The organism is Microlunatus sp. M237 (genome assembly GCF_056896895.1).
The window spans coordinates 59,864-83,164 of sequence record NZ_JBXHBL010000002.1 but is presented as its reverse complement, the minus strand read 5'-3'; the positions used below and the strand labels follow the sequence as shown (position 1 = coordinate 83,164).

The 23,301-nt window shown below is 69.9% G+C and carries 23 protein-coding genes; 15 read left to right on the top strand and 8 right to left on the bottom strand.

What is annotated here, in order from left to right; translation table 11 throughout:
• Positions 1 to 74: 74 nt before the first annotated feature.
• From rapZ to AC1XX3_RS06575, 8 genes are all read left to right on the top strand, one after another.
• Positions 75 to 899 carry an RNase adapter RapZ gene (rapZ, locus tag AC1XX3_RS06610; protein WP_483321154.1) on the top strand — a complete coding sequence of 275 codons (825 nt, stop codon included), beginning with the start codon at positions 75 to 77 and terminating at the stop codon, positions 897 to 899.
• Positions 896 to 1,873: a gluconeogenesis factor YvcK family protein gene (locus AC1XX3_RS06605; RefSeq protein ID WP_483320295.1), complete on the top strand. Its 978-nt coding sequence runs from the start codon at positions 896 to 898 to the stop codon at positions 1,871 to 1,873. The genes rapZ and AC1XX3_RS06605 overlap by 4 nt, the downstream gene beginning before the upstream one ends.
• A gap of 56 nt (positions 1,874 to 1,929) precedes the next feature.
• Entirely contained in the window at positions 1,930 to 2,916 is a 987-nt protein-coding gene (whiA, locus tag AC1XX3_RS06600) for a DNA-binding protein WhiA (protein ID WP_483320294.1), read from the top strand.
• Between the two features lie 159 nt (positions 2,917 to 3,075).
• The gene (gap, locus tag AC1XX3_RS06595) at positions 3,076 to 4,080 is read left to right on the top strand and encodes a type I glyceraldehyde-3-phosphate dehydrogenase (RefSeq protein ID WP_483320293.1); all 1,005 of its coding nucleotides are present in this window, start codon (positions 3,076 to 3,078) and stop codon (positions 4,078 to 4,080) included.
• A gap of 105 nt (positions 4,081 to 4,185) precedes the next feature.
• Positions 4,186 to 5,385: a phosphoglycerate kinase gene (locus tag AC1XX3_RS06590; protein ID WP_483320292.1), complete on the top strand. Its 1,200-nt coding sequence runs from the start codon at positions 4,186 to 4,188 to the stop codon at positions 5,383 to 5,385.
• 19 nt (positions 5,386 to 5,404) lie between these two features.
• A complete protein-coding gene (gene tpiA, locus AC1XX3_RS06585; protein WP_483320291.1) occupies positions 5,405 to 6,193 on the top strand; it encodes a triose-phosphate isomerase in 789 nt (262 codons plus the stop codon).
• 67 nt (positions 6,194 to 6,260) lie between these two features.
• Positions 6,261 to 6,506, top strand: a complete 246-nt coding sequence (gene secG, locus AC1XX3_RS06580) for a preprotein translocase subunit SecG (protein ID WP_483321153.1) — start codon at positions 6,261 to 6,263, stop codon at positions 6,504 to 6,506.
• 42 nt (positions 6,507 to 6,548) lie between these two features.
• Positions 6,549 to 6,905, top strand: a complete 357-nt coding sequence (locus tag AC1XX3_RS06575) for an RNA polymerase-binding protein RbpA (RefSeq protein ID WP_483320290.1) — start codon at positions 6,549 to 6,551, stop codon at positions 6,903 to 6,905.
• Positions 6,906 to 6,935: 30 nt separating this feature from the next.
• On the opposite strand, the gene pgl is transcribed toward AC1XX3_RS06575, so the two are convergent.
• From pgl to tkt, 5 genes are read right to left on the bottom strand one after another with little or no spacing between them, the layout of a single operon-like run.
• Positions 6,936 to 7,661: a 6-phosphogluconolactonase gene (gene pgl / locus AC1XX3_RS06570; RefSeq protein WP_483320289.1), complete on the bottom strand. Its 726-nt coding sequence runs from the start codon at positions 7,659 to 7,661 to the stop codon at positions 6,936 to 6,938.
• 4 nt (positions 7,662 to 7,665) lie between these two features.
• A complete protein-coding gene (locus tag AC1XX3_RS06565; protein WP_483320288.1) occupies positions 7,666 to 8,811 on the bottom strand; it encodes a glucose-6-phosphate dehydrogenase assembly protein OpcA in 1,146 nt (381 codons plus the stop codon).
• Between the two features lie 52 nt (positions 8,812 to 8,863).
• Complete coding sequence (zwf, locus tag AC1XX3_RS06560; RefSeq protein WP_483320287.1) at positions 8,864 to 10,405, bottom strand: glucose-6-phosphate dehydrogenase; 1,542 nt, start codon at positions 10,403 to 10,405, stop codon at positions 8,864 to 8,866.
• Positions 10,406 to 10,408: 3 nt separating this feature from the next.
• Positions 10,409 to 11,533: a transaldolase gene (gene tal / locus AC1XX3_RS06555; RefSeq protein WP_483320286.1), complete on the bottom strand. Its 1,125-nt coding sequence runs from the start codon at positions 11,531 to 11,533 to the stop codon at positions 10,409 to 10,411.
• A 50-nt stretch (positions 11,534 to 11,583) separates the two neighbouring features.
• A complete protein-coding gene (gene tkt, locus AC1XX3_RS06550; RefSeq protein WP_483320285.1) occupies positions 11,584 to 13,782 on the bottom strand; it encodes a transketolase in 2,199 nt (732 codons plus the stop codon).
• Between the two features lie 301 nt (positions 13,783 to 14,083).
• Between tkt and AC1XX3_RS06545 the strand changes: the two genes are divergently transcribed.
• Together AC1XX3_RS06545 and AC1XX3_RS06540 are read left to right on the top strand one after the other, a co-directional pair.
• The gene (locus tag AC1XX3_RS06545; protein ID WP_483320284.1) at positions 14,084 to 15,052 is read left to right on the top strand and encodes a heme o synthase; all 969 of its coding nucleotides are present in this window, start codon (positions 14,084 to 14,086) and stop codon (positions 15,050 to 15,052) included.
• Between the two features lie 57 nt (positions 15,053 to 15,109).
• Positions 15,110 to 15,682 (top strand): 2'-5' RNA ligase family protein, encoded by a 573-nt coding sequence (locus tag AC1XX3_RS06540; RefSeq protein ID WP_483320283.1) that lies wholly within the window; start codon positions 15,110 to 15,112, stop codon positions 15,680 to 15,682.
• A 47-nt stretch (positions 15,683 to 15,729) separates the two neighbouring features.
• On the opposite strand, the gene AC1XX3_RS06535 is transcribed toward AC1XX3_RS06540, so the two are convergent.
• Genes AC1XX3_RS06535 through AC1XX3_RS06525 form a run of 3 tightly spaced genes read right to left on the bottom strand, consistent with a single transcriptional unit; the run spans position 15,730 to position 18,160 of the window.
• Positions 15,730 to 16,674 carry a COX15/CtaA family protein gene (locus AC1XX3_RS06535; protein WP_483320282.1) on the bottom strand — a complete coding sequence of 315 codons (945 nt, stop codon included), beginning with the start codon at positions 16,672 to 16,674 and terminating at the stop codon, positions 15,730 to 15,732.
• Positions 16,671 to 17,429: an ABC transporter permease gene (locus tag AC1XX3_RS06530; protein WP_483320281.1), complete on the bottom strand. Its 759-nt coding sequence runs from the start codon at positions 17,427 to 17,429 to the stop codon at positions 16,671 to 16,673. Before AC1XX3_RS06530 ends, AC1XX3_RS06535 begins: the two co-directional genes overlap by 4 nt.
• Positions 17,426 to 18,160, bottom strand: a complete 735-nt coding sequence (locus AC1XX3_RS06525; RefSeq protein WP_483320280.1) for an ABC transporter ATP-binding protein — start codon at positions 18,158 to 18,160, stop codon at positions 17,426 to 17,428. The genes AC1XX3_RS06530 and AC1XX3_RS06525 overlap by 4 nt, the downstream gene beginning before the upstream one ends.
• A 135-nt stretch (positions 18,161 to 18,295) precedes the next feature.
• Between AC1XX3_RS06525 and AC1XX3_RS06520 the strand changes: the two genes are divergently transcribed.
• From AC1XX3_RS06520 to AC1XX3_RS06500, 5 genes are all read left to right on the top strand, one after another.
• The gene (locus AC1XX3_RS06520) at positions 18,296 to 19,363 is read left to right on the top strand and encodes an ATP-dependent DNA ligase (protein WP_483320279.1); all 1,068 of its coding nucleotides are present in this window, start codon (positions 18,296 to 18,298) and stop codon (positions 19,361 to 19,363) included.
• 111 nt (positions 19,364 to 19,474) lie between these two features.
• Complete coding sequence (locus AC1XX3_RS06515; protein ID WP_483320278.1) at positions 19,475 to 20,221, top strand: helix-turn-helix transcriptional regulator; 747 nt, start codon at positions 19,475 to 19,477, stop codon at positions 20,219 to 20,221.
• Positions 20,218 to 21,684: a Fe-S cluster assembly protein SufB gene (gene sufB / locus AC1XX3_RS06510; protein WP_483320277.1), complete on the top strand. Its 1,467-nt coding sequence runs from the start codon at positions 20,218 to 20,220 to the stop codon at positions 21,682 to 21,684. Before AC1XX3_RS06515 ends, sufB begins: the two co-directional genes overlap by 4 nt.
• A 46-nt stretch (positions 21,685 to 21,730) precedes the next feature.
• Complete coding sequence (gene sufD, locus AC1XX3_RS06505; RefSeq protein ID WP_483320276.1) at positions 21,731 to 22,933, top strand: Fe-S cluster assembly protein SufD; 1,203 nt, start codon at positions 21,731 to 21,733, stop codon at positions 22,931 to 22,933.
• Positions 22,930 to 23,301: a non-heme iron oxygenase ferredoxin subunit gene (locus tag AC1XX3_RS06500; RefSeq protein WP_483320275.1), complete on the top strand. Its 372-nt coding sequence runs from the start codon at positions 22,930 to 22,932 to the stop codon at positions 23,299 to 23,301. The genes sufD and AC1XX3_RS06500 overlap by 4 nt, the downstream gene beginning before the upstream one ends.

The window sequence follows — 23,301 nt, the reverse complement described above, 5'->3', positions numbered from 1 at the left end:
CCACCCCGGAGGAGCTCATCGGCGCCCCGCCCAGCCAGCGTCGCCCCGAGCCGCGGGTGGTCGTTGTCACCGGGATGTCGGGTGCCGGCCGCAGCACCGCGGCCAATGCCCTGGAGGACCTCGGCTGGTACGTCGTGGACAACCTCCCGCCCAGCGTGCTGCCGGAGGTGTGCCGGCTGGCCGCGAACACCGGGATCACCCGGCTGGCTGTGGTCCTCGACGTCCGGACCCGCTCGTTCTTCGAGCAGCTGCCGACGATGTTCGCCGACCTCAGCGCGACGGGGCTCGCTCCGGAGATCTTGTTCCTGGAGTCGACCGACGACGTCATCGTCCGTCGGCAGGAGTCGGTCCGCCGACCGCATCCGCTGCAGGGCGACGGGCGGTTGCTGGACGGCATCAGCGCCGAACGCGGCATGCTGGCGACCCTGCGGGCCGCTGCCGATCTGGTCATCGACACGTCGTCGTTGAACGTGCACCAGCTCAGCTCCCGGGTCGCACACGCGTACGGCGGCACCAACGACGACCGGCTCCGGGTGACCCTGGTCTCCTTCGGCTTCAAGAACGGCATTCCGGTCGACGCCGACCTCGTCCTGGACGTCCGGTTCCTGCCCAACCCGCACTGGGTCCCTGACCTGCGGCCGCAGAACGGGCTGAGCCGGCCCGTCAGCGACTACGTCTTGAGCCGCGACGGCGCCGAGCCGTTCCTGGAGCGGCTGCAGGCGCTACTCGAGGTGACGGCGGCCGGCTACATCCAAGAGGGCAAGCGCTTCGTCACGATCGCCATCGGCTGCACCGGCGGCAAGCACCGCAGCACAGCCATGACCGAGGAGTTCGGCCGCCGGCTGCGGAAGCTGGGCATGCCGACGAAGGTCCTGCACCGCGATGTGGGACGCGAGTGAGCCGTCGCGCCGGGCACCGACCCGATGACCTGCTGGCCAGCCTGCCCTCGGTGGCGGCCTTCGGCGGCGGGCACGGCCTGTATGCCTCGCTCAGTGCTCTGCGGCGGGTGACCAATCGACTGACCGCGATCGTCACCGTGGCCGACGACGGCGGTTCCTCGGGCCGGCTGCGCGACGAGCTCAACTGCCTGCCCCCCGGCGACCTCCGGATGGCGCTGGCTGCGCTCTGCGGCGACGACGAGACCGGTCGGACCTGGGCCGACCTGCTGCAGTACCGCTTCAGCGGTGACGGGGGGCTGGGCGGCCACCCGATCGGCAACCTTCTGCTGGCCGGGGTGTGGGAGCGCCTCGGTGACCCGGTGGCGGGCCTGGAGCTGCTGTCACGGCTGCTCGGCGCCAAGGGCCGGGTGCTGCCGATGTCGTCGGTGCCGCTCGGGATCGAAGCCGAGGTCATCGGCCTCGACCCGCTGCTGCCGGACGAGGTCGGCTCGATCCGCGGGCAGGCCGCCGTGGCCAAGACGACGGCCGAGGTCCGCTCGGTCCGGCTGACGCCGGTCGACCCGCCGGCGGCCCCGGAGGCTGTGGCCGCGGTGATGGAGGCGGACTGGATCGTGCTCGGTCCCGGCTCGTGGTTCACCTCGGTCATCCCGCACCTGCTGGTGCCGCAGCTGGCGGAGGCCGTCCAGACCACCCCGGCCCGGCGGCTGCTGACCCTCAACCTGGAGACGGCGGGGGAGACCGAGGGGTTCTCCGCCGCCCGGCACCTGGAGCTGCTGGCCGAGCACGCACCGGCGCTGCGGCTGGACGTGGTGTTGGCCGACGAGACCTTCGCCGGCTACGACCGGCATCTGGGGGCGTACGCGCGCTCTCTCGGTGCCACCTTGGTGGTGGCCGATCTGGCGGCACGGGACAAGAGCCCCCGCCACGACCCCCTGCGGCTCGCGTCGGCGTACGCCGAGGTGATGGGCGTCTGAACCGGTCAAGGCCCGGGGGGTACATCGGCCGCGCGTAGTCGTGGCATCATGCACCAATGGCTATGACCGCGCAGGTGAAGGCAGAACTGGCGACCATCAAGGTCACCAAGCCCTGCTGCCGCAAAGCTGAGGTGGCGTCCACCCTTCGGTTCGCGGGCGGTCTGCACATCGTCAGCGGCCGGATCGTCATCGAGGCGGAGCTGGATACCGGCGCCGCCGCGCGCCGACTGCGGACCGACATCAGTGACGTGTTCGGCCACCCCAGCGACCTGGTCATCGTCAACGGGGCCGGCATCCGTCGCGGCACCCGCTACGTCGTCCGGGTGATCAAAGACGGCGAAGCCCTCGCCCGGCAGACCGGGCTGATCGACTCCCACGGCCGCCCGGCCCGTGGCCTCCCGTCCCAGGTCGTCAGCGGCGGAATCTGCGACTGCGTCGCGGCCTGGCGCGGAGCGTTCCTGGCCCACGGCTCGTTGACCGAGCCGGGTCGGTCGATGGCGATGGAGATCACCTGCCCCGGCCCCGAGGCCGCCCTGGCGCTGGTCGGAGCCGCCCGCCGGCTCGGGATCTCAGCCAAGGCCCGCGAGGTCCGCAACATCGACCGGGTGGTGATCCGCGACGGCGACGCGATCGGCGCGATGCTGACCCGGCTCGGCGCGCACGAGTCGCTGCTGGCCTGGGAGGAGCGCCGGATGCGCCGCGAGGTGCGCGCCTCCGCGAACCGGCTGGCCAACTTCGACGACGCCAACCTGCGGCGCTCGGCCCGGGCCGCGGTGGCCGCCGGGGCACGGGTGGAACGGGCGCTGGAGATTCTGGGCGACCAGGTGCCCGACCACCTGAAGGCGGCCGGCGTGCTCCGGGTCGAGAACAAGCAGGCGAGCCTGGAGGAGCTGGGTCAGCTGCACAACCCGCAGCTGACCAAGGACGCGGTCGCAGGCCGGATCCGGCGGCTGCTGGCCACCGCCGACAAGCGGGCCGCAGAGCTGGGCATCCCCAACACCGAGGCGAACCTCAGCCCGGAGATGCTTGACGACGAGGAGTGAGCGGGGACCGGAGGCGCCGCCGCTGCGCGTCTCCTCGTCGGCCAGGACCTGCTTAAGACCAGCCGCAGAACCGGTAGCAACCGGGCGTCGGCGAATTCGTTACTGTGGTCAGTGGACCCAAGACCCGAACGATCCCCTTATCTTGAGGAGTACGCACACATGACCGTACGTGTTGGTATCAACGGTTTCGGCCGAATCGGCCGCAACTTCTTCCGCGCTGTGCAGGCTTCCGGCGCCGACATCGAGATCGTCGCTGTCAACGACCTCACCGACAACGCCAGCCTGGCGCACCTGCTCAAGTACGACTCGATCCTCGGTCGTCTGTCCGGCGAGGTCAAAGCCTCCGAGACCGACATCACGGTGGACGGCAAGTCCATCCGCGTCTTCGAGGAGCGCGACCCGGCCAAGCTGCCGTGGGGCGAGCTCGGCGTGGACGTCGTGATCGAGTCGACCGGCATCTTCACCGACGCGACCAAGGCCAAGGCCCACATCGACGGCGGCGCCAAGAAGGTCATCATCTCCGCCCCGGCCAAGAACGAGGACATCACCATCGTCCTCGGTGTGAACGACGGCGACTACGACCCGGCGAACCACCACATCATCTCCAACGCCTCGTGCACCACCAACTGCCTCGGCCCGATGGCCAAGGCGCTGGACGAGTCCGTCGGCATCGTCAAGGGTCTGATGACCACGATCCACGCGTACACCCAGGACCAGAACCTGCAGGACGGCCCGCACAAGGACCTGCGTCGCGCCCGCGCCGCGGCCCTCAACATCGTGCCGACCTCGACCGGTGCCGCCAAGGCCATCGGCCTGGTGCTGCCGCAGCTGAAGGGCAAGCTCGATGGCTACGCCCTCCGGGTGCCGATCCCCACCGGCTCGGCCACGGACCTGACCTTCGAGGCCGGTCGCGAGACCACCGTCGAAGAGGTCAACGCCGCCGTCAAGGCTGCCGCCGAGGGCCCCCTCAAGGGCTACCTGAAGTACACCGAGGACGAGATCGTGTCCTCCGACATCGTCACCGACCCGCACTCCTGCATCTTCGACGCCGGCCTCACCAAGGTGATCGGCAACCAGGTGAAGGTCGTCGGTTGGTACGACAACGAGTGGGGTTACTCCAACCGCCTCGCCGACCTCGTCACCATCGTCGGCAAGTCGCTCTGATCCCAGCTCCACCCCCTGCCGGACAGCTCGTCCTCCGCGCCGCCCCCTGGTGGACGGCGGAGGATGGGGCTGTCCGGCCGATCTCGTTCGAAGGGTTGACCTCACGTGAAGTCTGTATCTGATCTCGGTGACCTGCGCGGCAGGCGAGTACTCATCCGCTGCGACCTGAACGTCCCGCTGGACGGCACCACCATCACCGACGACGGCCGGATCCGTGCCTCGGTCCCGACGCTGACCCAGCTGCGTGACGCCGGTGCCCGTGTCGTCGTGCTGGCGCACCTCGGCCGGCCCAAGGGGCAGGTCAACCCGGCCTACTCGCTGGCTCCAGCCGCAGCCCGGCTGTCGGAGCTGCTCGGCACCGAGGTCACCCTGGCCGCTGACGTGGTCGGGGAGTCGGCACGCCGGACCGTGGCCGCGTTGGCCGACGGCGAGGTCGCCATGCTCGAGAACGTCCGCTTCGAGCCGGGCGAAGAGTCCAAGGACGAGGCCGTCCGGGGCGAGCTCGCCGACGCGTACGCCGCTCTCGGCGACGTCTTCGTCTCCGACGGGTTCGGCGTCGTGCACCGCAAGCAGGCCTCCGTCTACGACCTGGCGAAGCGGCTGCCGAACGCGGCCGGAAGCCTGGTCAAGGCCGAGGTCGAGGTGCTCAAGCGGCTGACCGTCGAGCCGCAGCGGCCCTACACCGTGGTGCTGGGTGGCGCGAAGGTTTCCGACAAGCTCGCCGTCATCGCGAACCTGATCACCACCGCCGACACCCTGGTCATCGGCGGTGGGATGGTCTTCACCTTCCTCGCCGCCCAGGGCCACGAGGTGGGCAAGAGCCTGCTGGAGGCCGACCAGATCGACGCGGTCAAGGGCTACCTCGACGACGCCGCCGCCAGCGGCAAGCGCATCGTGTTGCCCACCGACATCGTGGTGGCGCCCGAGTTCAAGGCCGACGCGCCGCCGAGCGTCGTGGCCGCCGACGCGATCCCGGCCGACCAGCTGGGCCTGGACATCGGCCCGGACTCGACCGCAGCTTTCGCCGAGGTCATCGCCGGCTCCACGACGGTGTTCTGGAACGGCCCGATGGGGGTCGCCGAGTGGGAGAACTTCGCCGCCGGCACCCGCGGGGTCGCGCAGGCCCTGACCGAGGTCGACGGGCTGTCCGTGGTCGGTGGTGGTGACTCCGCCGCCGCGGTGCGTGACCTCGGATTCGCCGACGACGACTTCGGCCACATCTCCACCGGCGGTGGCGCCAGCCTGGAGTACCTGGAGGGCAAGACCCTGCCGGGTCTCGCCGTCCTCGAAGACCCCACCCACTGATAAAGGAAGTACCCACGACATGGCACGCAAGCCCTTGATGGCCGGCAACTGGAAGATGAACCTCAACCACCTCGAGGCCGTCGGTCTGGTGCAGAAGCTGGCCTGGACCCTGGACGACAAGAAGCACGACCCGGACAAGTCCGAGGTGGTCGTGTTGGCGCCGTTCACCGACCTGCGCAGCGTGCAGACGCTGATCGAGGGGGACCGACTGAGCCTCGGCTACGGTGCCCAGGACGTGTCCGCGCACGACAACGGGGCGTACACCGGCGAGATCTCGGTCGAGATGCTGGCCAAGCTCAACTGTGGCTATGTCACCGTCGGCCACTCCGAGCGGCGGCAGTACCACCACGAGGACGACGCGCTGGTCAACGCCAAGACGAAGAAGGCGCTGTCGGGCGGGATCATCCCGATCGTCTGCGTCGGCGAAGGGCTCGAGGTGCGGCAGGCAGGCGAGCACGTGGCGTACACGCTCGCCCAGGTCGACGGCGCGCTGGACGGCGTCCCGGCCGAGCAGGTCGCCACGTTGGTGATCGCCTACGAGCCGGTCTGGGCGATCGGGACCGGCGAGGTCGCGACCCCCGACGACGCCCAGGAGGTCTGCGCCGCCATCCGCAGCCGGATCGGCGACGTGCACGGTGCGGAGGTGGCCGAGCAGGTGCGGGTGCTCTACGGCGGCTCGGTCAAGTCCAACAGTGTCGCGGCCATCATGGCGCAGCCCGACGTGGACGGCTGCCTGGTCGGCGGCGCCAGCCTGGTGATCGACGAGTTCTCCGCGATCGCCCGGTTCTACGACCTCCCGCTGCTCTGACACGGAGGCCAACAATGTCCGCGCCGTGGGTTAGAGTACGTCAGTGATTTTCGTGCCCGTGCCTATGATGACCACCCCGATCCTGATCTTCTCGATCGTGTTGGTCATCACCAGTGTCACGCTCGCGCTCTTTGTGCTGATGCACAAGGGGCGCGGTGGTGGCCTGTCCGACCTTTTCGGTGGCGGTATCTCTTCCTCGATGGGCGGCTCGTCGGTGGCCGAACGCAACCTCGACCGGTTGACGATCATCATCGGCGTTGTCTGGTTGGCGAGCATCATCGCGCTCGGCCTTCTGTATCGCCTGCAGTCCTGAGTCCTGAGCTCTTTCACAACGTAAAAACGAGGGAGAACGAACGTGGCTGGTGGAAGTGCCATTCGTGGCAGCCGGGTCGGCGCCGGACCAATGGGGGAGGCTGAGCGCGGGGACGCTGCCCCTCGTCTGTACGTATCGTACTTCTGCGCACACGGGCACGAGACCAAGCCTGCTTTCGCCGCGGAGGCCCAGGTGCCGGAGACGTGGGACTGCCCGCGCTGCGGTCTGCCGGCCAACCTCGACTCGCTGAACCCGCCGCCGCCGCCGAAGATCGAGCCGTACAAGACCCACCTCGCCTATGTGAAGGAGCGTCGGACCGACAAGGAAGCCGACGACATCCTGAAGGAGGCCTTGCAGGCGCTCCGCGACCGGCGCGCCCGCGGCGAGGTCATCTACTGAGCCTGGTGTCGTTCGGGCCGGTCCTCGCCGTCAGGTGAGGGGCCGGTCCAGCAGGGCCGACATCGCTTCGGCGTCGACCAGCCAGAGAGTCCGCTCGGCGCCCGACACGGCGCCGGCCGGGAGCTCGGCCGAGCCGGTCCAGGCCTGGGCCAGCGCCTCGGCCTTGTCGCTTCCCGCAACACAGAACCAGACCTCGCGGGCCGCATTGATCACCGGCAGGGTCACGCTGGTCCGCAGCGGCGGCGGCTTGGGGGAGTCGCGGACGCCGATCACGGTGCGGCTGCTCTGCGACCAGTCGTGGTCGGGGAACAATGACGCGACGTGGCCGTCCGGCCCCATGCCCAGCAGACAGATGTCGAAGACGGTGTCGCCGAGCTCATCGGCGTAGGTCTGCGCGGCGACGTCCAGCTCCAGATCCGAGTCGGCGGCCGGCATCACATGCACCCGGGCCGGGTCCAGGCCCAGCGGCGCCAGCAGGGTCAGAACCGGCTCGGCGTTACGGTCGTCGTCGTCGGCGGCCACGAACCGCTCGTCGCCCCACCACAGCTCCACCCGGGACCAGTCGACGCCCACTGCCGTGTCGGCCTGCTGCGCCAGGCGGGTGTAGGCGCGGGTGGCGATTCGCCCGCCGGTGAGGCAGAGCTGCGCAACCGCACCGTCGGCCTGAACCTCGGCGAGCCGTTCGAGAAGTCTGCCGGCCAGCGCCTCGGCCACCTCGTCGGCTCCGGCGTGCGCGACCAGCTCTGCTGCGACCACGGGCTCAGCCCTCCACGCTGTCGGCGGCCTTCGCCGCTCGCTTGCGGGCCGCCCGGGGCGACGCCGCAGCTCGATCGGTTGCGGACCGCGCGGTGGTCTTCTTCGACGCCGCCGTGGCGGGGGTCCTCTTCGCTGCGGGCGTCTTCGTGGCCCCCGTCTTCGTGGTGGTCGTCTTCTGTGCGCCCTTCTTCTGTGGGCTCGTCTTCTTGGCCCCAGTCCGCTTCGCTGTCGCCCTCGTGGCCGAGGCCTTCTCCTCACGCTGCTTGAGGGCCTTGACCGCTCGCTCGAAGATGTCGTCGTCGTCCATCCGGCGCAGCTCCTCGGTGATGAGGTCACTGACGTCGCGCCGCTTCAGCGCGACCAGTCGGTTGGGCTGGCCGGGCACCGCATACGACGCGAGCAGGCCGTCCGGTCGGGTGATCGCGATGTCGCCGGCGGCGGTGGTCATCCGCACCGCCGTGATACCCGGGCCGGCGCTGTTGGCCCGGGTCACCTCGACCTTCAGCCGGTCCTCCAGCCACGCCGCCAGCAGGTCGGCGGAGGCATTGGACCGCTCGGACTCGACCACCGCATGCCGCACCGTCGCCGGGTACTGGTCCAGGCTCGCCGCCAGCAGGGCCCGCCACTGCGTCAGCCGGGTCCAGCTCAGGTCGGTGTCGCCCGGGGCGTAGGTCTCGGCCCTGGCCTTGAGCGCGGCCATCGGGCGCGCCGTTCCCATGGCGTCGGTGATCCGTCGGACGGCGAGACCCGCCAGCTCGTCGGTGGCCGGGTTGGCCGGACACTTGCCCGGCCACCAGATGACCACGGGCGAATCGGGCAACAGCAGCGGTCGGACGACCGACGCCGGGTGGTGGGCGATCGCGCCACGCATCCGGATGACGACCACCTCACCGGGTGCTCCCTCACCGATCCGCACCTCGGCGTCCAGGGTGGCCTGGCGACCTGTCGCGGTCACCACCAGCAGGATCCGCGACGGGTGCTCGCGGCTCGCTGCCGTGCTGGCCTCGAGAGCGTTCTCGTACCCCGCCTCGTCGCAGACGATGATCAGGGTCAGCACCATGCCCATCGCCGGCCTGCCGGCACTGCGCCGGGCGCGGATCAACGCCGAGGAGATCTTGGAGGAGTTGGTGCCTTCCAGCGTGATCACCATGGCAGGTCGCCCTTCCCGGTCGGTGCGGGAACCGTCGTCCGCTGTGCCGCGGTCATGGCCGACGCCAGGTGAAGCCGTCGCGTGCGAGCATGTCGACCGCGCTCTGCGGTCCCCAGCCACCCGCGGCGTAGTCATCGGGCCGGTCGTCGATGCTGGCCCAGTAGTCCAGGATCGGGTCGAGGATCTTCCAGGACAGCTCGACCTCCTCGTGCTGTGGGAACAGCGGCGGGTCGCCGAGCAGCACGTCGAGGATGAGTCGCTCGTACGCCTCCGGCGACGACTCGGTGAACGAGCCACCGTAGGCGAAGTCCATGTTGACCTCGCGGATCTCCATCTGAGTGCCGGGCACCTTGGCCCCGAACCGCAGCGTGACGCCTTCATCGGGCTGGATCCGCAGCACCAACGCGTTGTAGCCGAGCTCCTCGGTGTCGGTGGCCGTGAACGGCAGGTGCGGGGCGCGCTTGAACCCCAGCGCGATCTCGGTCACCCGCCGCGCCAGCCGCTTGCCGGTCCGCAGATAGAACGGGACCCCGGCCCAGCGACGGTTCTCGATGTCGACCCGGATGGCGGCGAAGGTCTCGGTCTTGGAGTCGGCCGGGATGCCCTGCTCATCGAGATAACCCTTGACCTTCTCGCCGCCCTGCCAGCCGCCGACGTAGCGGCCCCGGGCAGTGTGCAGATCCATCCGTGCCGGCGGCCGGGTGGCGGCGAGCACCTTCTGCTTCTCCGCCCGGAGCTGGCGCGCCTCGAACGACGTCGGCTCCTCCATCGCCGTCAGCGCCAGCAGCTGCAGCAGGTGGTTCTGGATCACGTCGCGGGCGATGCCGATGCCGTCGAAGTAGCCGGCGCGACCGCCGATGCCGATGTCCTCGGCCATGGTGATCTGCACGTGGTCGACGTAGTTGTTGTTCCAGACCGGCTCGAACAGCTGGTTGGCGAACCGGAGCGCCATCATGTTCTGGACGGTCTCCTTGCCCAGGTAGTGGTCGATCCGGAACACCGACGACGAGGGGAACACGCTGGAGACCACCCGGTTGAGCTCCTGGGCGCTGGCCAGGTCGTGCCCGAACGGCTTCTCGATCACCACCCGGCTCCACCGACCCTGCTGCTCTTCAGCCAGACCGTGGTCACGCAGCTGCCCGACCACGGTCGGGAACAGGCTCGGCGGGATGGAGAGATAGAAGGCGTGGTTGCCGCCGGTCCCGCGCGCCTCGTCCAGGTCGGCGATGGTCGACTTGAGGTTGGCGAAGGACTCGTCGTCCCCGATCTGCCCGGAGACGAAGCGGATGCCCTCCGACAGCTGCTTCCACACCTCCTCGCGGAACGGGGTCCTGGCGTTCTCCTTGACGGCGGCGTGCACGATCTGGGCGAAGTCCTGGTTCTCCCAGTCCCGACGGGCGAACCCGACCAGGGCGAAGCCGGGAGGCAACAGGCCACGGTTCGCCAGGTCGTACACCGCCGGCATCAGCTTCTTGGTGGACAGGTCGCCGGTGACACCGAAGATCACCAGCACACAGGGGCCGGCGATCCGCGGCAGCCGGCGGTCCTGCGGGTCACGGAGCGGGTTGACCCGCTCGGCGGAGCTCAGGGACACGGGTCAGCTGTCCTTGGGGTCCGGGCTGTCACCCTGAAGCGCCTGGCTGACCGTCTCCACCAGCTCACCCCACGACTTCTCGAACTTCTGCACGCCCTCGGCCTCGATCACCGACACCACGTCGGCGAAGTCGACGCCGACACCGGCGAGAGAGTCCATCAGCTGCTGCGCCTCGGCAGCGGTGCCGGTGACGGTGTCGCCCTTGACCTCGCCGTGGTCGGCGAAGGCCTCCATCGTCTTGCCCGGCATGGTGTTCACGGTGCCCGCGACCACCAGCTCGCTGATGTAGAGCGTGTCCGGCAGGGACGGGTCCTTGACCCCGGTCGAGGCCCACAGCGGTCGCTGCACCCGAGCTCCCTGGTCGGCCAGCCGGGCGAACCGGTCGGAGGCGAAGGCCTCGGAGTAGGCGGCGTAGGCCAGCCGGGCGTTGGCCAGGGCGGCCTTGCCCTTGAGCGCCTTGGCCTCGTCGCTGCCGATGGCGTCCAGACGCTTGTCCACCTCGGTGTCCACGCGCGAGACGAAGAAGGACGCCACCGAGTGGATCTGGCTCAGATCATGGCCGGCGGCGGCCGCCTGTTCGAGTCCACTCAGGTAGGCGTCCATCACCGCCTGGTAGCGGTCCAGGGCGAAGATCAGCGTGACGTTGACGCTGATCCCGGCCGCGAGGGTCGCCGTGATGGCGGGCAATCCTTCGACGGTGGCGGGGATCTTGATCAGCGCGTTCGGCCGGTTGACGATCTCCCACAGCTGCTTGGCCTGGGCGATGGTGCCGTCGGTGTCCTTGGCCAGCCCCGGCTCGACCTCGATCGAGACCCGGCCGTCGATCCCGCCGGTGGCCGCGTTGGTGGCGGCGAACAGGTCGCAGGCGTTGCGGACGTCGGTGGTGGTGATCGCCGTGATCGCCTCCTCCACCGAGGCACCCTGGCCGGTGAGCTCGTTCACCTGGTCGTTGTAGGTCTCGCCCTTGGTCAGGGCGCTGGCGAAGATGGTCGGGTTGGTGGTGACGCCGACCACCGAGGCCTCCGACATCAGCCGCGAGAGCTCGCCGGTGTCGAGGAGCTCGCGGGACAGGTCGTCGAGCCAGATGGAAACTCCCGCATCGGCGAGAGCCTTCAGTCGATCACTCATGGTGTTCTCCTGTGGAAGAGGAACTGCGCGGATCGTGCGGGGTCAGCTGCTCAGCTGATCGTGACGCCGGGGTCCTCGACGGTGTCGGCCGGACCTTTGGATCCGGCGGCAGCGGCGTGGGTGGGGGCGCTGGTGCTGGCACCGGCGGCCTCGATGCTCTCGCGAGCCGCCGCCAGCACGGTGTCGGCGGAGAAGCCGAACTCCTCGAACAGCTTGGCGCCCGATGCGCTGGCGCCGTAGTGCTCGATGCTGATGATCCGGCCGGCATCGCCGACCAGGTCACGCCAGCCCATGCTGACGCCGGCCTCGATACTGACCCGGGCGCGCACGTCCGGCGGGATGAGCGAGTCCTTGTAGTCCTGACCCTGCTCGTCGAACCATTCCCGGCACGGCATCGAGATGACCCGGGCCTGCACGCCGTCGCCGGCCAGCTGCTCCTGCGCGGCGAGTGCGTACTGGACCTCGGAGCCGGTGCCGATCAGGATCACGTCGGGAGTGCCGTCGCAGTCCTTGAGGACGTACGCGCCCTTGGCCACGCCGGAGGTGTCGGCGAAGCCGTCCTCGCCACGCGGCACGATCGGCAGGTTCTGCCGGCTGAGGATGAGTCCGGCGGGCCGGTCACCGTTGCGGAGGATGGTTGCCCAGGCCGCGGCGGTCTCGTTGGCGTCGGCCGGGCGGACCACGTCCAGCCCGGGGATGGCGCGCAGCGCGGCCAGGTGCTCGATCGGCTGGTGGGTCGGGCCGTCCTCGCCGAGGCCGATGGAGTCGTGGGTCCAGACGAACGTGACCGGCAGCTTCATCAGCGCCGCCAGCCGGACCGCTCCGCGCATGTAGTCGCTGAAGGTGAGGAAGGTGCCGCCGTACGGGCGAAGACCGCCGTGCACCTTGATCCCGTTGAGGATGGCGCCCATGGCGTGCTCGCGGATGCCGAAGTGCAGCACCCGGCCATAGGGGCCGCCGGAGAACATCTTGGTCTGCCGGTCGCTCGGCAGGAAGCTCGGCTCGCCCTCGGGGGTGGTGTTGTTGGACTCGGCCAGGTCCGCCGAGCCGCCCCACAGCTCCGGCAGCTTCGGTGCCAGCGCCGTCAGCACCTTGCCCGAGGCGGCGCGGGTGGCGATGCCCTTCGGGTCTGCGTCCCAGCTCGGCAGCGCCTCTTCCCAGCCGGGGGAGAGCTCGTCGGTGACCATCCGGTCGTAGAAGGCCTTGCCCTCGGGGTTGGCCTCGGCCCACGCATCGAAGGAGGACTGCCAGTCGCGGCGGGCCTGCTCGCCGCGCTCGACCAGCTTGCGGGTGTGGGCGATCACCTCATCGGAGACCTCGAAGGTCTGCTCCGGGTCGAAACCGAGCACCTCCTTGGTCGCCTTCACCTCGTCTTCGCCGAGCGCCGAGCCGTGGGCCTTGCCGGTGTTCTGCTTGGTCGGGGCCGGGTAGCCGATGATCGTGCGCAGGCTGATGAAGCTGGGCCGGTCAGTCACCTGGCGGGCGGCGTCCAGCGCATCCTGGAGCGCGGCGACATTCTCGGCGTACGCGGTGCCGTCGTTGGTCCAGTCGATCTCTTGAACGTGCCAGTCGTACGCGCGGTAGCGAGCCGCGACATCCTCGGTCAGGGCGATGTTGGTGTCGTCCTCGATCGAGATGTGGTTGCGGTCATAGATCACCGTCAGGTTGCCCAGCCGCTGGGTGCCGGCCAGCGAGGACGCCTCCGAGGTGATGCCTTCCTCGATGTCACCGTCGGAGGCCAGGCAGAAGATCTGGTGGTCGAACGGCGACTCACCCGGTGCGGCGTCCGGATCGAGCAGGCCACGCTCGCGGCGGGCGGCCATGGCCATGCCGACCGCGTTCGCGATGCCCTGGCCGAGCGGGCCGGTGGTGATCTCAACGCCGTCGGTGTGGCGATACTCCGGGTGACCGGGCGTCTTCGATCCCCAGGTGCGCAGGGCTTTGATGTCGTCGAGCTCGAGCCCGAAGCCGCCGAGGTAGAGCTGCAGATAGAGCGTGAGGCTGGAGTGGCCGCAGGAGAGCACGAACCGGTCGCGTCCGGGCCAGTGGGTGTCGGCCGGATCGTGTCGCATCACCTTCTGGAAGAGCAGGTACGCCACCGGGGCCAGGCTCATCGCCGTGCCGGGATGACCGTTGCCGACCTTCTGGACAGCGTCGGCGGCAAGCACCCGGGCGGTGTCCACGGCACGCGAGTCGAGATCGGTCCAGCCCTCGGGGTACAGGTTCTGGCTGGGTGCGGAGTTCGTCACGGTGGTGCAGTCCTTCCGAGATGGGCCCCGAGTTCACCTCGGGCGGCAACACTGGCGAGCCTAGCGTGGCACTGATGGCGCCGGAACGGGGTCTCGACCGGCGAAGAGGCAGTCTCTCGGGTTGGATGAAACGGCGGTTCGGGGTAGTCGACAGTGACCGGCCATGAGGACGTACCCGTGCGCCGTCGATGTGACACGTCTCTCGGCGACCGAAGTGCTATCCGCGGAATCGGGTCATAGACTGCGTGACGGTACCTCCCACCTCGCGGGGGTGTCTGGGGCGATACCTGTGAGAGGTCTTGTGACGAGCGTCGACGTATCCGGTCCGGTCACGGCGGACGGTCCATCGTCGCCACCCCAGCGGGCGGATGCGACCCCGGCGGTCAGCGTCCGCGACGTGCTGAGCGCGTACGTCGGCCTGACCAAGCCGCGGATCATCGAGCTGCTGCTTGTCACCACCGTTCCGGCGATGTTCCTGGCCGCCGGAGGCGTGCCGCCGCTCGGCCTGGTGCTGGCCACCATGGTCGGTGGTTGCTTCGCCGCGGCCAGCGCCAACGCCTTCAACTGCGTGCTGGACCGGGACATCGACGAGCGGATGCGTCGTACCCGCCGTCGGCCGCTGCCACGGCACGCCGTCGGCACGGTGGCCGCCACCGTGTTCGGGGCCGTCCTCGGGGTCGCCGCCACACTCTGGCTCGGGTTCTTCGTCAACTGGCTGTCCGCCTGCCTGGCCCTGGCGGCCAATGCCTTCTATGTCTTCGTCTACACCATCTGGCTGAAGCGCCGTACGTCACAGAACGTCGTCTGGGGCGGCATCGCCGGGTGCTTCCCGCCGCTGATCGGCTGGACCGCGGTGACCGGGTCGGTGGGCTGGGTGCCGCTGGTGCTGTTCGCCATCGTCTTCTTCTGGACCCCGCCGCACACCTGGGCGCTGGGGTTCCGCTATCGGGAGGACTACGCCGCCGCGGACGTGCCGATGCTGCCGGTGGTGATGGAGGCCCCCGCCGTGGCCCGGCGAATCCTGGCCTACTCCGTGGCCACGGTGGCCGTGTCCCTCCTGCTGTGGCCGGTGGCCGGGACCGGTTGGCTCTATCCGCTGGTGGCGGCCGTCACCGGAGCGGCGCTGCTCTGGGAGTCGGTGCAGCTGCTCCGCCGGGCCAACGCCGGACTGACCGACGCCGCGCTGAAGCCGATGCGGCTCTTCCACTGGTCCAACTCCTACCTCGCTCTGGTCTTCATCGCCGCCGCGGTCGACCCGCTGCTGTTCTGACCTGACCCGCTAGCTGACCTGACCTGGCTGACCCGGTTGCCGATCTGACCCGCCGCCGTGGCCCACTCCGTCGAGCTGCTGCTCGATCCCCCCGCCGAGGACGAGGTCCGGCGAGCCTGGGCGGCCCTCGCCGACGCCGGGCTGTCGAGCGAACGGCGCGACCCACCGTCGCCACATCACCGACCGCATCTGACGCTGTTCGCGGGGTCGCTGATCGACCCGGACCTGGACGCACCGCTGCGCGAGGCCGTTGCCGGTCTGGATCTGGAGGTCCGGCTGGGCGGTGTGCTGTTCTTCCCGCCCCTTCGGCTCGACCCGGACGCACCCGGCAGCAGCCGGAGTGTGCTGGTCCGCTCGGTCATACCGTCGGCGGCGCTGCTTGCGCTCCAGCGGCGGGTGGCCGAGATCTGCGCCGCCGACCCGGGCGGGCACTTCGGGCCCGGGCGCTGGAGCCCTCACGTCACGCTGGCCCGCCGGGTGCCACTTCACGCGGCCGGAGTCGTCCTGGAGTCGGTCATGTCGGTGCTGGGACCGGACGACCTCGTCACCCGGGTCCGCGCCTGCCGCCGCTGGGACGGCACCCGGCGCGAGGCGTGGATGTTGACCGACGACGCGTACCCCGGCCCCTGATCCGGCGCTGCCCGGCCGGTGGCGACCTGTCCGCGTCCCGGCGAGCGCTACTGGCTGACGGCCGTCCGATCCCGGTCGCGCAGCTGCGGATCCTCCGCCGGCTGCGGTGGCTCCGGTTGCGGCTGGCTGACCGAGAGCAGCAGGTTGGTTGCGGCGGCCACCGACAGTGCGGCGCCGAGCAGGTGCAGTGCGACGAGCACGATCGGCAGGCCCCTGAAGTACTGGACGAATCCGATCACGCCCTGGGCGAGCTCGACCAGCAGCAACACCAGCGCCGCGCGGCTGCGGAGCAGCACCAGGGCGGCCAGGGTGAAGGCCACCGTGGCGTAGACCGCGACGGCATGCACGTGGGTGACGAACACGGCGTCGAAACCGGTACGGCGCGCCCCCGAGTCGCCGGCGTGCGGTCCGCTCCCGGTCACCACCGTGCCCAACCAGACGGTGAGCACCATCAACACGAAGCTGGCCCGGACCACCAGGCGGCGCAGCCGGTCGACCGGGCGGGGACGGACCCCGAACGCGGTCCGCAGCATGGCGACGCCGAGCCCGATCAGCAGGAACGAGGCGAGCAGGTGCAGAGCCACCACGAATGGGTTCAGCTTGGTCAGCACGGTGATGCCGCCGATGACGCCCTGCACCGGGATTCCGAGCGCTCCCACGGTGGCCAGCACCCGGGTGCGCCGCCGGTACCGCCACGGCCGGGCGATCCAGGCGGACACGAGGACGGCCAGCGCGACCGCGATCAGCACGAAGGTGAGCAGCCGGTTGCCGAACTCGATCACGCCGTGGATGCCGAGCTCCGGGTGCGGGGTGTACGCGTCGTCGGTGCACCGCGGCCAGGTGGGACAGCCCAGCCCGGAATCGGTCAGCCGTACCACGGCACCGGTCACCACGATGAGGATGTTGAGCACCAGCGCGGCGACGGCCCAACGTCGCAGCGCCGCCGGACCCACCGGCCGGGCCGGGTCGCCGGCGACTGCTCGCGAGGTCATGACGTCCATCGAAATCCCTTCCAGGCGGCGACCACAGCCACCGCCAACCACACCGCCAGCACCATCGGCGGCCACCAGAGCACCGTACCCACGGCAGCCTCACGCAGGCCCTCCCCGAGCGCGGCCGTCGGCAGCAGCCGGATCGCCGCCGCCGCGTCGCCGTAGCGGCTGAGCGGCACCACCAGGGCGCCGCCGGCCGCCAGCACGACGTAGATCAGGTTCGCCAGGCCGAGCGTGGTCTCGGCACGGAGGCGACCGGCCAGGGCCAGCGCGAGGCAGACGAAGGTCGCCACCGCCATCAGCACCAGCAGCACCGCGAACGGCGTCGACGCCCAGGAGCCCTGGGGTCGCCAGCCGAGGGCCAGCGCGACGGCGCTCAGCACCACCAGCTGACCGAGCACGACCAGCAGCACGGCCAACGACTTGCCGGCCAGCAACCCCGACCGGCCCAGCGGGGTGGGGGCGAGCCGCTCGAGCACGCCGTAGCGGCGCTCGAATCCGGTGGCGATGGCCACTGAGGTGAACGACGAGGACCAGATCGCGAGCGCGAGGATGGAGGGGACGAGGACCCGAAGGTCGCCGAACCGACCGCCCAGCAGGTGACCGCCGACCAGGATGCCGATCGGGATGACCAGGGCGAGCAGCAGCTGCTCGCCGTTGCGGACCAGCAGCTTCGCCTCGGTCAGCCCGTGCGCCACCACCCGGCGGACCGCCGGAGCCGCGCCGGGCGCGGGGGAGAAGTCGAGGGCGGTCATCTGCGGTCCCCTCCACTCGGGACGGCCACCCGGGTGTTGGCCAGAAACACCTGCTCCAGGGTCTGGCCGTTGCGGGTGAGGGCGGCGACGGTGCCGGAGACCGTGACCCGGCCGCGGTCGACGATGTGGACCCGGTCGGCCAGCTCCTGCGCCTCGTCCATGGCGTGGGTGGTCAGCACGACGGTGACGCCTGCGGCACGCAACTCGCGCAGCAGGTCCCAGGTGGCGTGCCGGGCGTGCGGGTCCATGCCCGCCGTCGGCTCGTCGAGGAAGACCAGCTCCGGGCGTCCGACCAGGGCGCCCGCCAGGTTGACCGCCTGCTGCTGGCCGCCGGAGAGCCGGCGGTAGGGCGTACCGGCGAACTCGGTCAGGCCGAGTCGGTCGACCAGGGCCGCCACGTCGAGCGGCGAGGCGTACAGGCTGGCCAGATAGCGCAGCAGCTCCACGGGTTTGATCCCGGACCAGGCGCCGGTGCTCTGGGGCATGGCCGCCACCCGCGTCGCCGCGGCGACGGATCCCGGGAGCTGCCCGAGCACCTCCACCCGGCCGCGGTCCGGGGCCAGCAGGCCGGTGCAGCAGCGGATCAGGGTGGTCTTGCCGGCGCCGTTCGGGCCGAGCAGTGCGGTCAGCTCTCCGCGCTCGGCGGTCAGGCTGAGCCCGTCCAGGGCGGCACGGCCGGCGAAACGTACGGTCAGGTCGTCGACGAGGAGGGCGACGTCGGCGATAGGCACCGAAGAAGTCTAGTGTCTGTCTTGTTGACCACCCGCCGCGTCGGCGGCCCTGTTGACCCTGTGCCGCGTCGGCGGCCCTGTTGACCCTGTGCCGCGTCGGGCGCGGGCTCGGCCGGCCTCGGCCACAATGGGGGCATGGACCTCCCCGTGCAGCCCCCGGTCGCGCCGATGCTGGCCAAGTCGGTCAAGCAGATCCCTACCGGCGAGTACGCCTATGAGCCCAAGTGGGACGGCTTCCGCTCGATCATCTTCCGCGACGGCGACGAGGTCGAGATCGGCAGCCGCAACGAGAAGCCGATGACGCGCTACTTCCCCGAGGTGGTGGCGGCGGTCAAGGCCAACTTCCCGCCGCGCTGCGTGGTGGACGGCGAGCTGATCGTGGTCGGGGAGTCCGGTGACCGGCTGGACTTCGAGGCGCTGCAGCAGCGGATCCACCCGGCGGCGAGCCGGATCGCGCTGCTGGCCGGTCAGACGCCGGCGCGGTTCGTCGGGTTCGACCTGCTGGCGTTGGGGGACGAGGACTGGACCGGTCGTCCCTTCGTCGAGCGGCGAGCCGGCCTGGTGCAGGCTTTCGCCGACGCCGCGCCGCCGATCCATCTGACGCCGCTGACCGCGGACCCGGCGGTGGCGCAGGACTGGTTCCACCAGTTCGAGGGGGCCGGTCTGGACGGGGTGGTGGCCAAGCCGCTGTCGGTGGGCTACCTGCAGGACAAGCGGGCCATGTACAAGATCAAGCACGAGCGGACCGCCGACTGTGTGGTGGCCGGCTACCGCACCCACAAGAGCGGCCCCGAGCTGATCGGCTCACTGCTGCTGGGGCTGTACGACGACGAGGGGGTGCTGGTCTCGGTGGGGGTCATCGGCGCCTTCCCGGCCGCCCGCCGCGCGGAGCTCTTCGCCGAGCTGCAGCCGATGGTGACCACGTTCGACGACCATCCGTGGGCATGGGCACGGCAGGAGGAGGGCACCCGTACGCCGCGGGCGTCGGAGGGCAGCCGCTGGAGTGTCGGCAAGGACCTGTCCTTCACGCCGCTGCGGCCCGAGCTGGTGGTGGAGGTGCGCTACGAGCACATGGAAGGGGTCAGATTCCGCCACATGGCGCAGTTCAATCGCTGGCGCCCGGACCGGGACCCCCGTTCGTGCACCTTCGAGCAGCTGGAGGAGCCCGTCAGCTTCGATCTGGCCGACGTCCTGACTGCCTGAGGGCGGCTCGCTCCCGGGGTGCATCCTGGCTAAGGCGGCCCTTATTTGAATGGCCCGGATGAATAAGAGCACAATGGTGTTGTGAAAATTTCCCAGAGCGTCGCATCACGCGTGCCTGGGCCGTCGGCTCCCGGCGCCCCGGCGCCGACCGACCCCGACGCCTCCACCCGGCAGCGGGTGGCCAGCTCGATCCTGCAGCACGGTCCGTCCACGGTGGCCGAGCTGGCGGAGCGCCTCGGCCTCACCGCCGCCGGCATCCGACGGCACCTCGATGTGCTGAGCGAGCGCGGCGCTGTCGAGGCCCGCGACCAGCGGGTCTACGGCTCCCGCGGCCGCGGCCGTCCGGCCAAGGTGTTCGTGCTCACCGACCGGGGCCGCACCGAGTTCTACTCCGCCTACGACGAGCTGGCCATCTCGGCCCTGCAGTTCCTGCACGACCACGCAGGTCCGGAGGCGGTTGCCCGCTATGCCGAGTCTCGCGTCAGCGGCGTGGAGGAGCGCTACCGTTCCCAGCTGGCCGCCGCGGGTCCCGACACGACGCCGGCACAGACGCTGGCCGCCGCTCTCAGCGGTGACGGATACGTCGCGTCCACCCGGCCCTCGGCCGTGGGCGAACAGCTCTGCCAGCACCACTGCCCGGTGGCGCACGTCGCCGAGAAGTTTCCCCAGCTGTGTGAGGCGGAGACCGACGTCTTCTCGCGCCTGCTCGGGGTGCACGTCCAACGCCTCGCCACGATCGCGCACGGCGACGGCGTCTGCACCACGCACATCCCGCATCTGCCCGTCGGCGCCGATCCGTCACCGGATGACGTCCCCGCTGTACCGAACTCGACCCCCACGGAAAGGCCCATAGCATGACGCAGACCTCAGAGCCGACCACCACCGGCCAGGCGCCGGGCTTTGCCGGTACCGGCGAGAGCCAGGACCAGCACCTGGAGGCGCTCGGCCGCTACCGCTTCGGCTGGGCGGACTCCGACGCCGCCGGTGCCGTCGCGAAGCGTGGCCTGACCACCGACGTGGTGGCCAACATCTCCGCGCTCAAGAGCGAGCCGCAGTGGATGCTCGACCTGCGACTGAAGGGCCTCAAGCTCTTCGAGCGCAAGCCGATGCCGACCTGGGGCGCCGAGCTCGACGGCATCGACTTCGACAACATCAAGTATTTCGTCCGCTCCACCGAGAAGCAGGCGGCCAGCTGGGACGACCTGCCCGCCGACATCAAGAACACCTACGACAAGCTGGGCATCCCCGAGGCGGAGAAGGCTCGGCTCGTCTCCGGCGTGGCCGCTCAGTACGAGTCCGAGGTGGTCTATCACAAGATCAACGAGGAGCTCGAGAAGCAGGGCGTGATCTTCCTCGACACCGACACGGCGCTCAAGGAGTACCCGGAGCTGTTCCAGGAGTACTTCGCCACCGTCATCCCCGTCGGTGACAACAAGTTCTCCGCGCTGAACTCCGCGGTGTGGTCGGGTGGCTCGTTCATCTACGTGCCGAAGGGCGTGCACGTGGAGATCCCGCTGCAGGCGTACTTCCGGATCAACACCGAGAACATGGGCCAGTTCGAGCGGACCCTGATCATCGTCGACGAGGATGCCTACGTGCACTACGTCGAGGGCTGCACCGCGCCGATCTACTCCTCAGACTCGCTGCACTCGGCCGTGGTGGAGATCATCGTGAAGAAGGGCGCCCGCTGCCGCTACACCACGATCCAGAACTGGTCGAACAACGTCTACAACCTCGTCACCAAGCGCGCCACCTGCGAGGAGGGCGCGACGATGGAGTGGATCGACGGCAATATCGGCTCCAAGGTCACCATGAAGTATCCGGCGGTCTACCTGATGGGCGAGCACGCCCGCGGTGAGACGCTGTCGGTCGCCTTCGCCGGTGAGGGTCAGCACCAAGACGCCGGTTCCAAGATGGTGCACTGCGCGCCGCACACGTCCAGCTCGATCATCTCCAAGTCGGTCGCCCGCGGCGGTGGCCGTACGTCGTACCGCGGCCTGGTCCAGGTCCAAGAAGGCGCCTCCCACTCGGCGTCGGTGGTGAAGTGCGACGCGCTGCTGGTCGACACCATCTCCCGCTCCGACACCTATCCCTACGTCGATGTCCGCGAGGACGACGTGTCGATGGCCCACGAGGCCACCGTGTCCAAGGTGAGTGAGGACCAGCTGTTCTATCTGATGAGCCGGGGGATGGGTGAGGACGAGGCGATGGCGATGATCGTGCGCGGCTTCGTCGAGCCGATCGCCCGCGAGCTGCCGATGGAGTACGCCCTCGAGCTCAACCGCCTGATCGAGCTGCAGATGGAAGGCGCGGTCGGCTGATCCAGCCACCCGTTCCTGCCCCAGTACCAACAGAAAGCGAAGTTCGTTGACAGTCATCCCCAATGTGGCCGGCGCGCTCGAGACCAGTGACAAGGTCGCCAGCCATCTCCACCCGGTCGGGTCGTTCGACCCGGCCGACCACGGTGTGCCCACGGGTCGCGAGGAGATCTGGCGGTTCACCCCGCTCAAGCGTCTCCGTGGCCTGCACACCGACGTGCCGTTCGGCGACGGCACCACCATCGTGGCGACCGAGCTGGCGGACGGCGTGACCGTTCGCCAGGTCGGTGCCGACGACCCCGCCGTGGGCTCCAGTGGCTATGTTCCCGCCGACCGGATCAGCGCCCGAGCGTGGGCCGCGGCCCCGTCGGTCTCGGTGATCACCATTCCGCGCGAGGCGATCATCGACCAGCCGACTGTGGTCACCGTCGAGGGCAGCTCGCTCGACGTCGCCACCGCCCAGCACACGGTGATCGTGGCCGAGGAGTTCTCCCGGGCCACGGTCGTGCTGCGCTTCACCGGCTCGGCCGTGCTCGCCGACCACGTCGAGATCGTGCTGCGCGACGGTGCGCAGCTGACGGTGGTCTCGGTCCAGGACTGGGCCGACGACGCGGTGCACCACTCCACCCAGCACGCCAAGGTGGGGCGGGACGCGTCGTTGCGCCACGTCGCCGTCTCCTTCGGCGGTGACCTGGTCCGGCTCAACGCCTCGGTCGCCTACGACGTCTCCGGGGGTGAGGCCGAGCTGCTCGGGCTCTACTTCGCCGACGCCGGACAGCACCTCGAGCACCGCCTGTTCGTCGACCACAACGCGCCGAAGAGCCGTAGCAACGTCGACTACAAGGGCGCGCTGCAGGGCAAGGGCGCGCACGCGGTCTGGATCGGCGACGTACTGATCCGCAAGGCTGCCGAGGGGATCGAGACGTACGAGTCCAACCGCAACCTCGTCCTCACCGACGGGTGCCGCGCCGACTCGGTGCCGAACCTGGAGATCGAGACCGGCGAGATCGCCGGCGCCGGTCACGCCTCCACGACGGGTCGCTTCGACGACGAGCAGCTGTTCTATCTCCGCAGCCGCGGCATCGACGAGGCCGAGGCCCGCCGACTGGTGGTGCACGGCTTCTTCGCCGACATCATCCGCAAGATCGGCATCCCCGGCATCGAGCGGCAGCTGATGGAGGCCGTGGAGGCGGAGCTCGCGGTGAACATCGGCACCCCTGCCGGCGTGGGAAATCCCGAGACCAAGCGATGAGCGACTACGTTCGCGCCTGCGCGGTGTCCGACCTCGCCGCCGAGTCGGCCCTGGCTGTCGAGGTCGGCGACAAGGACCTGGCCATCGTCCACAGCGGCGGCCAGTTCTATGCCATCGCCGACGAGTGCAGCCACGCCGCCATTCCGCTGTCCGAAGGCGACGTCGGCGACGCCGAGATCGAGTGCTACCTGCATGGCTCGCGGTTCGACCTCAAGACCGGTCAACCGCTGAGCCTGCCGGCCACCGAGCCGGTGGCGGTCTACCGCTGCCAGGTGCGCGGTGACGACGTCCTGGTCGACGTCAGCCGTCCGTTCGATCCAGATCATGCCGAAACCCCCGATCACCAGAGCAAAGCACAGGAGTCCTGA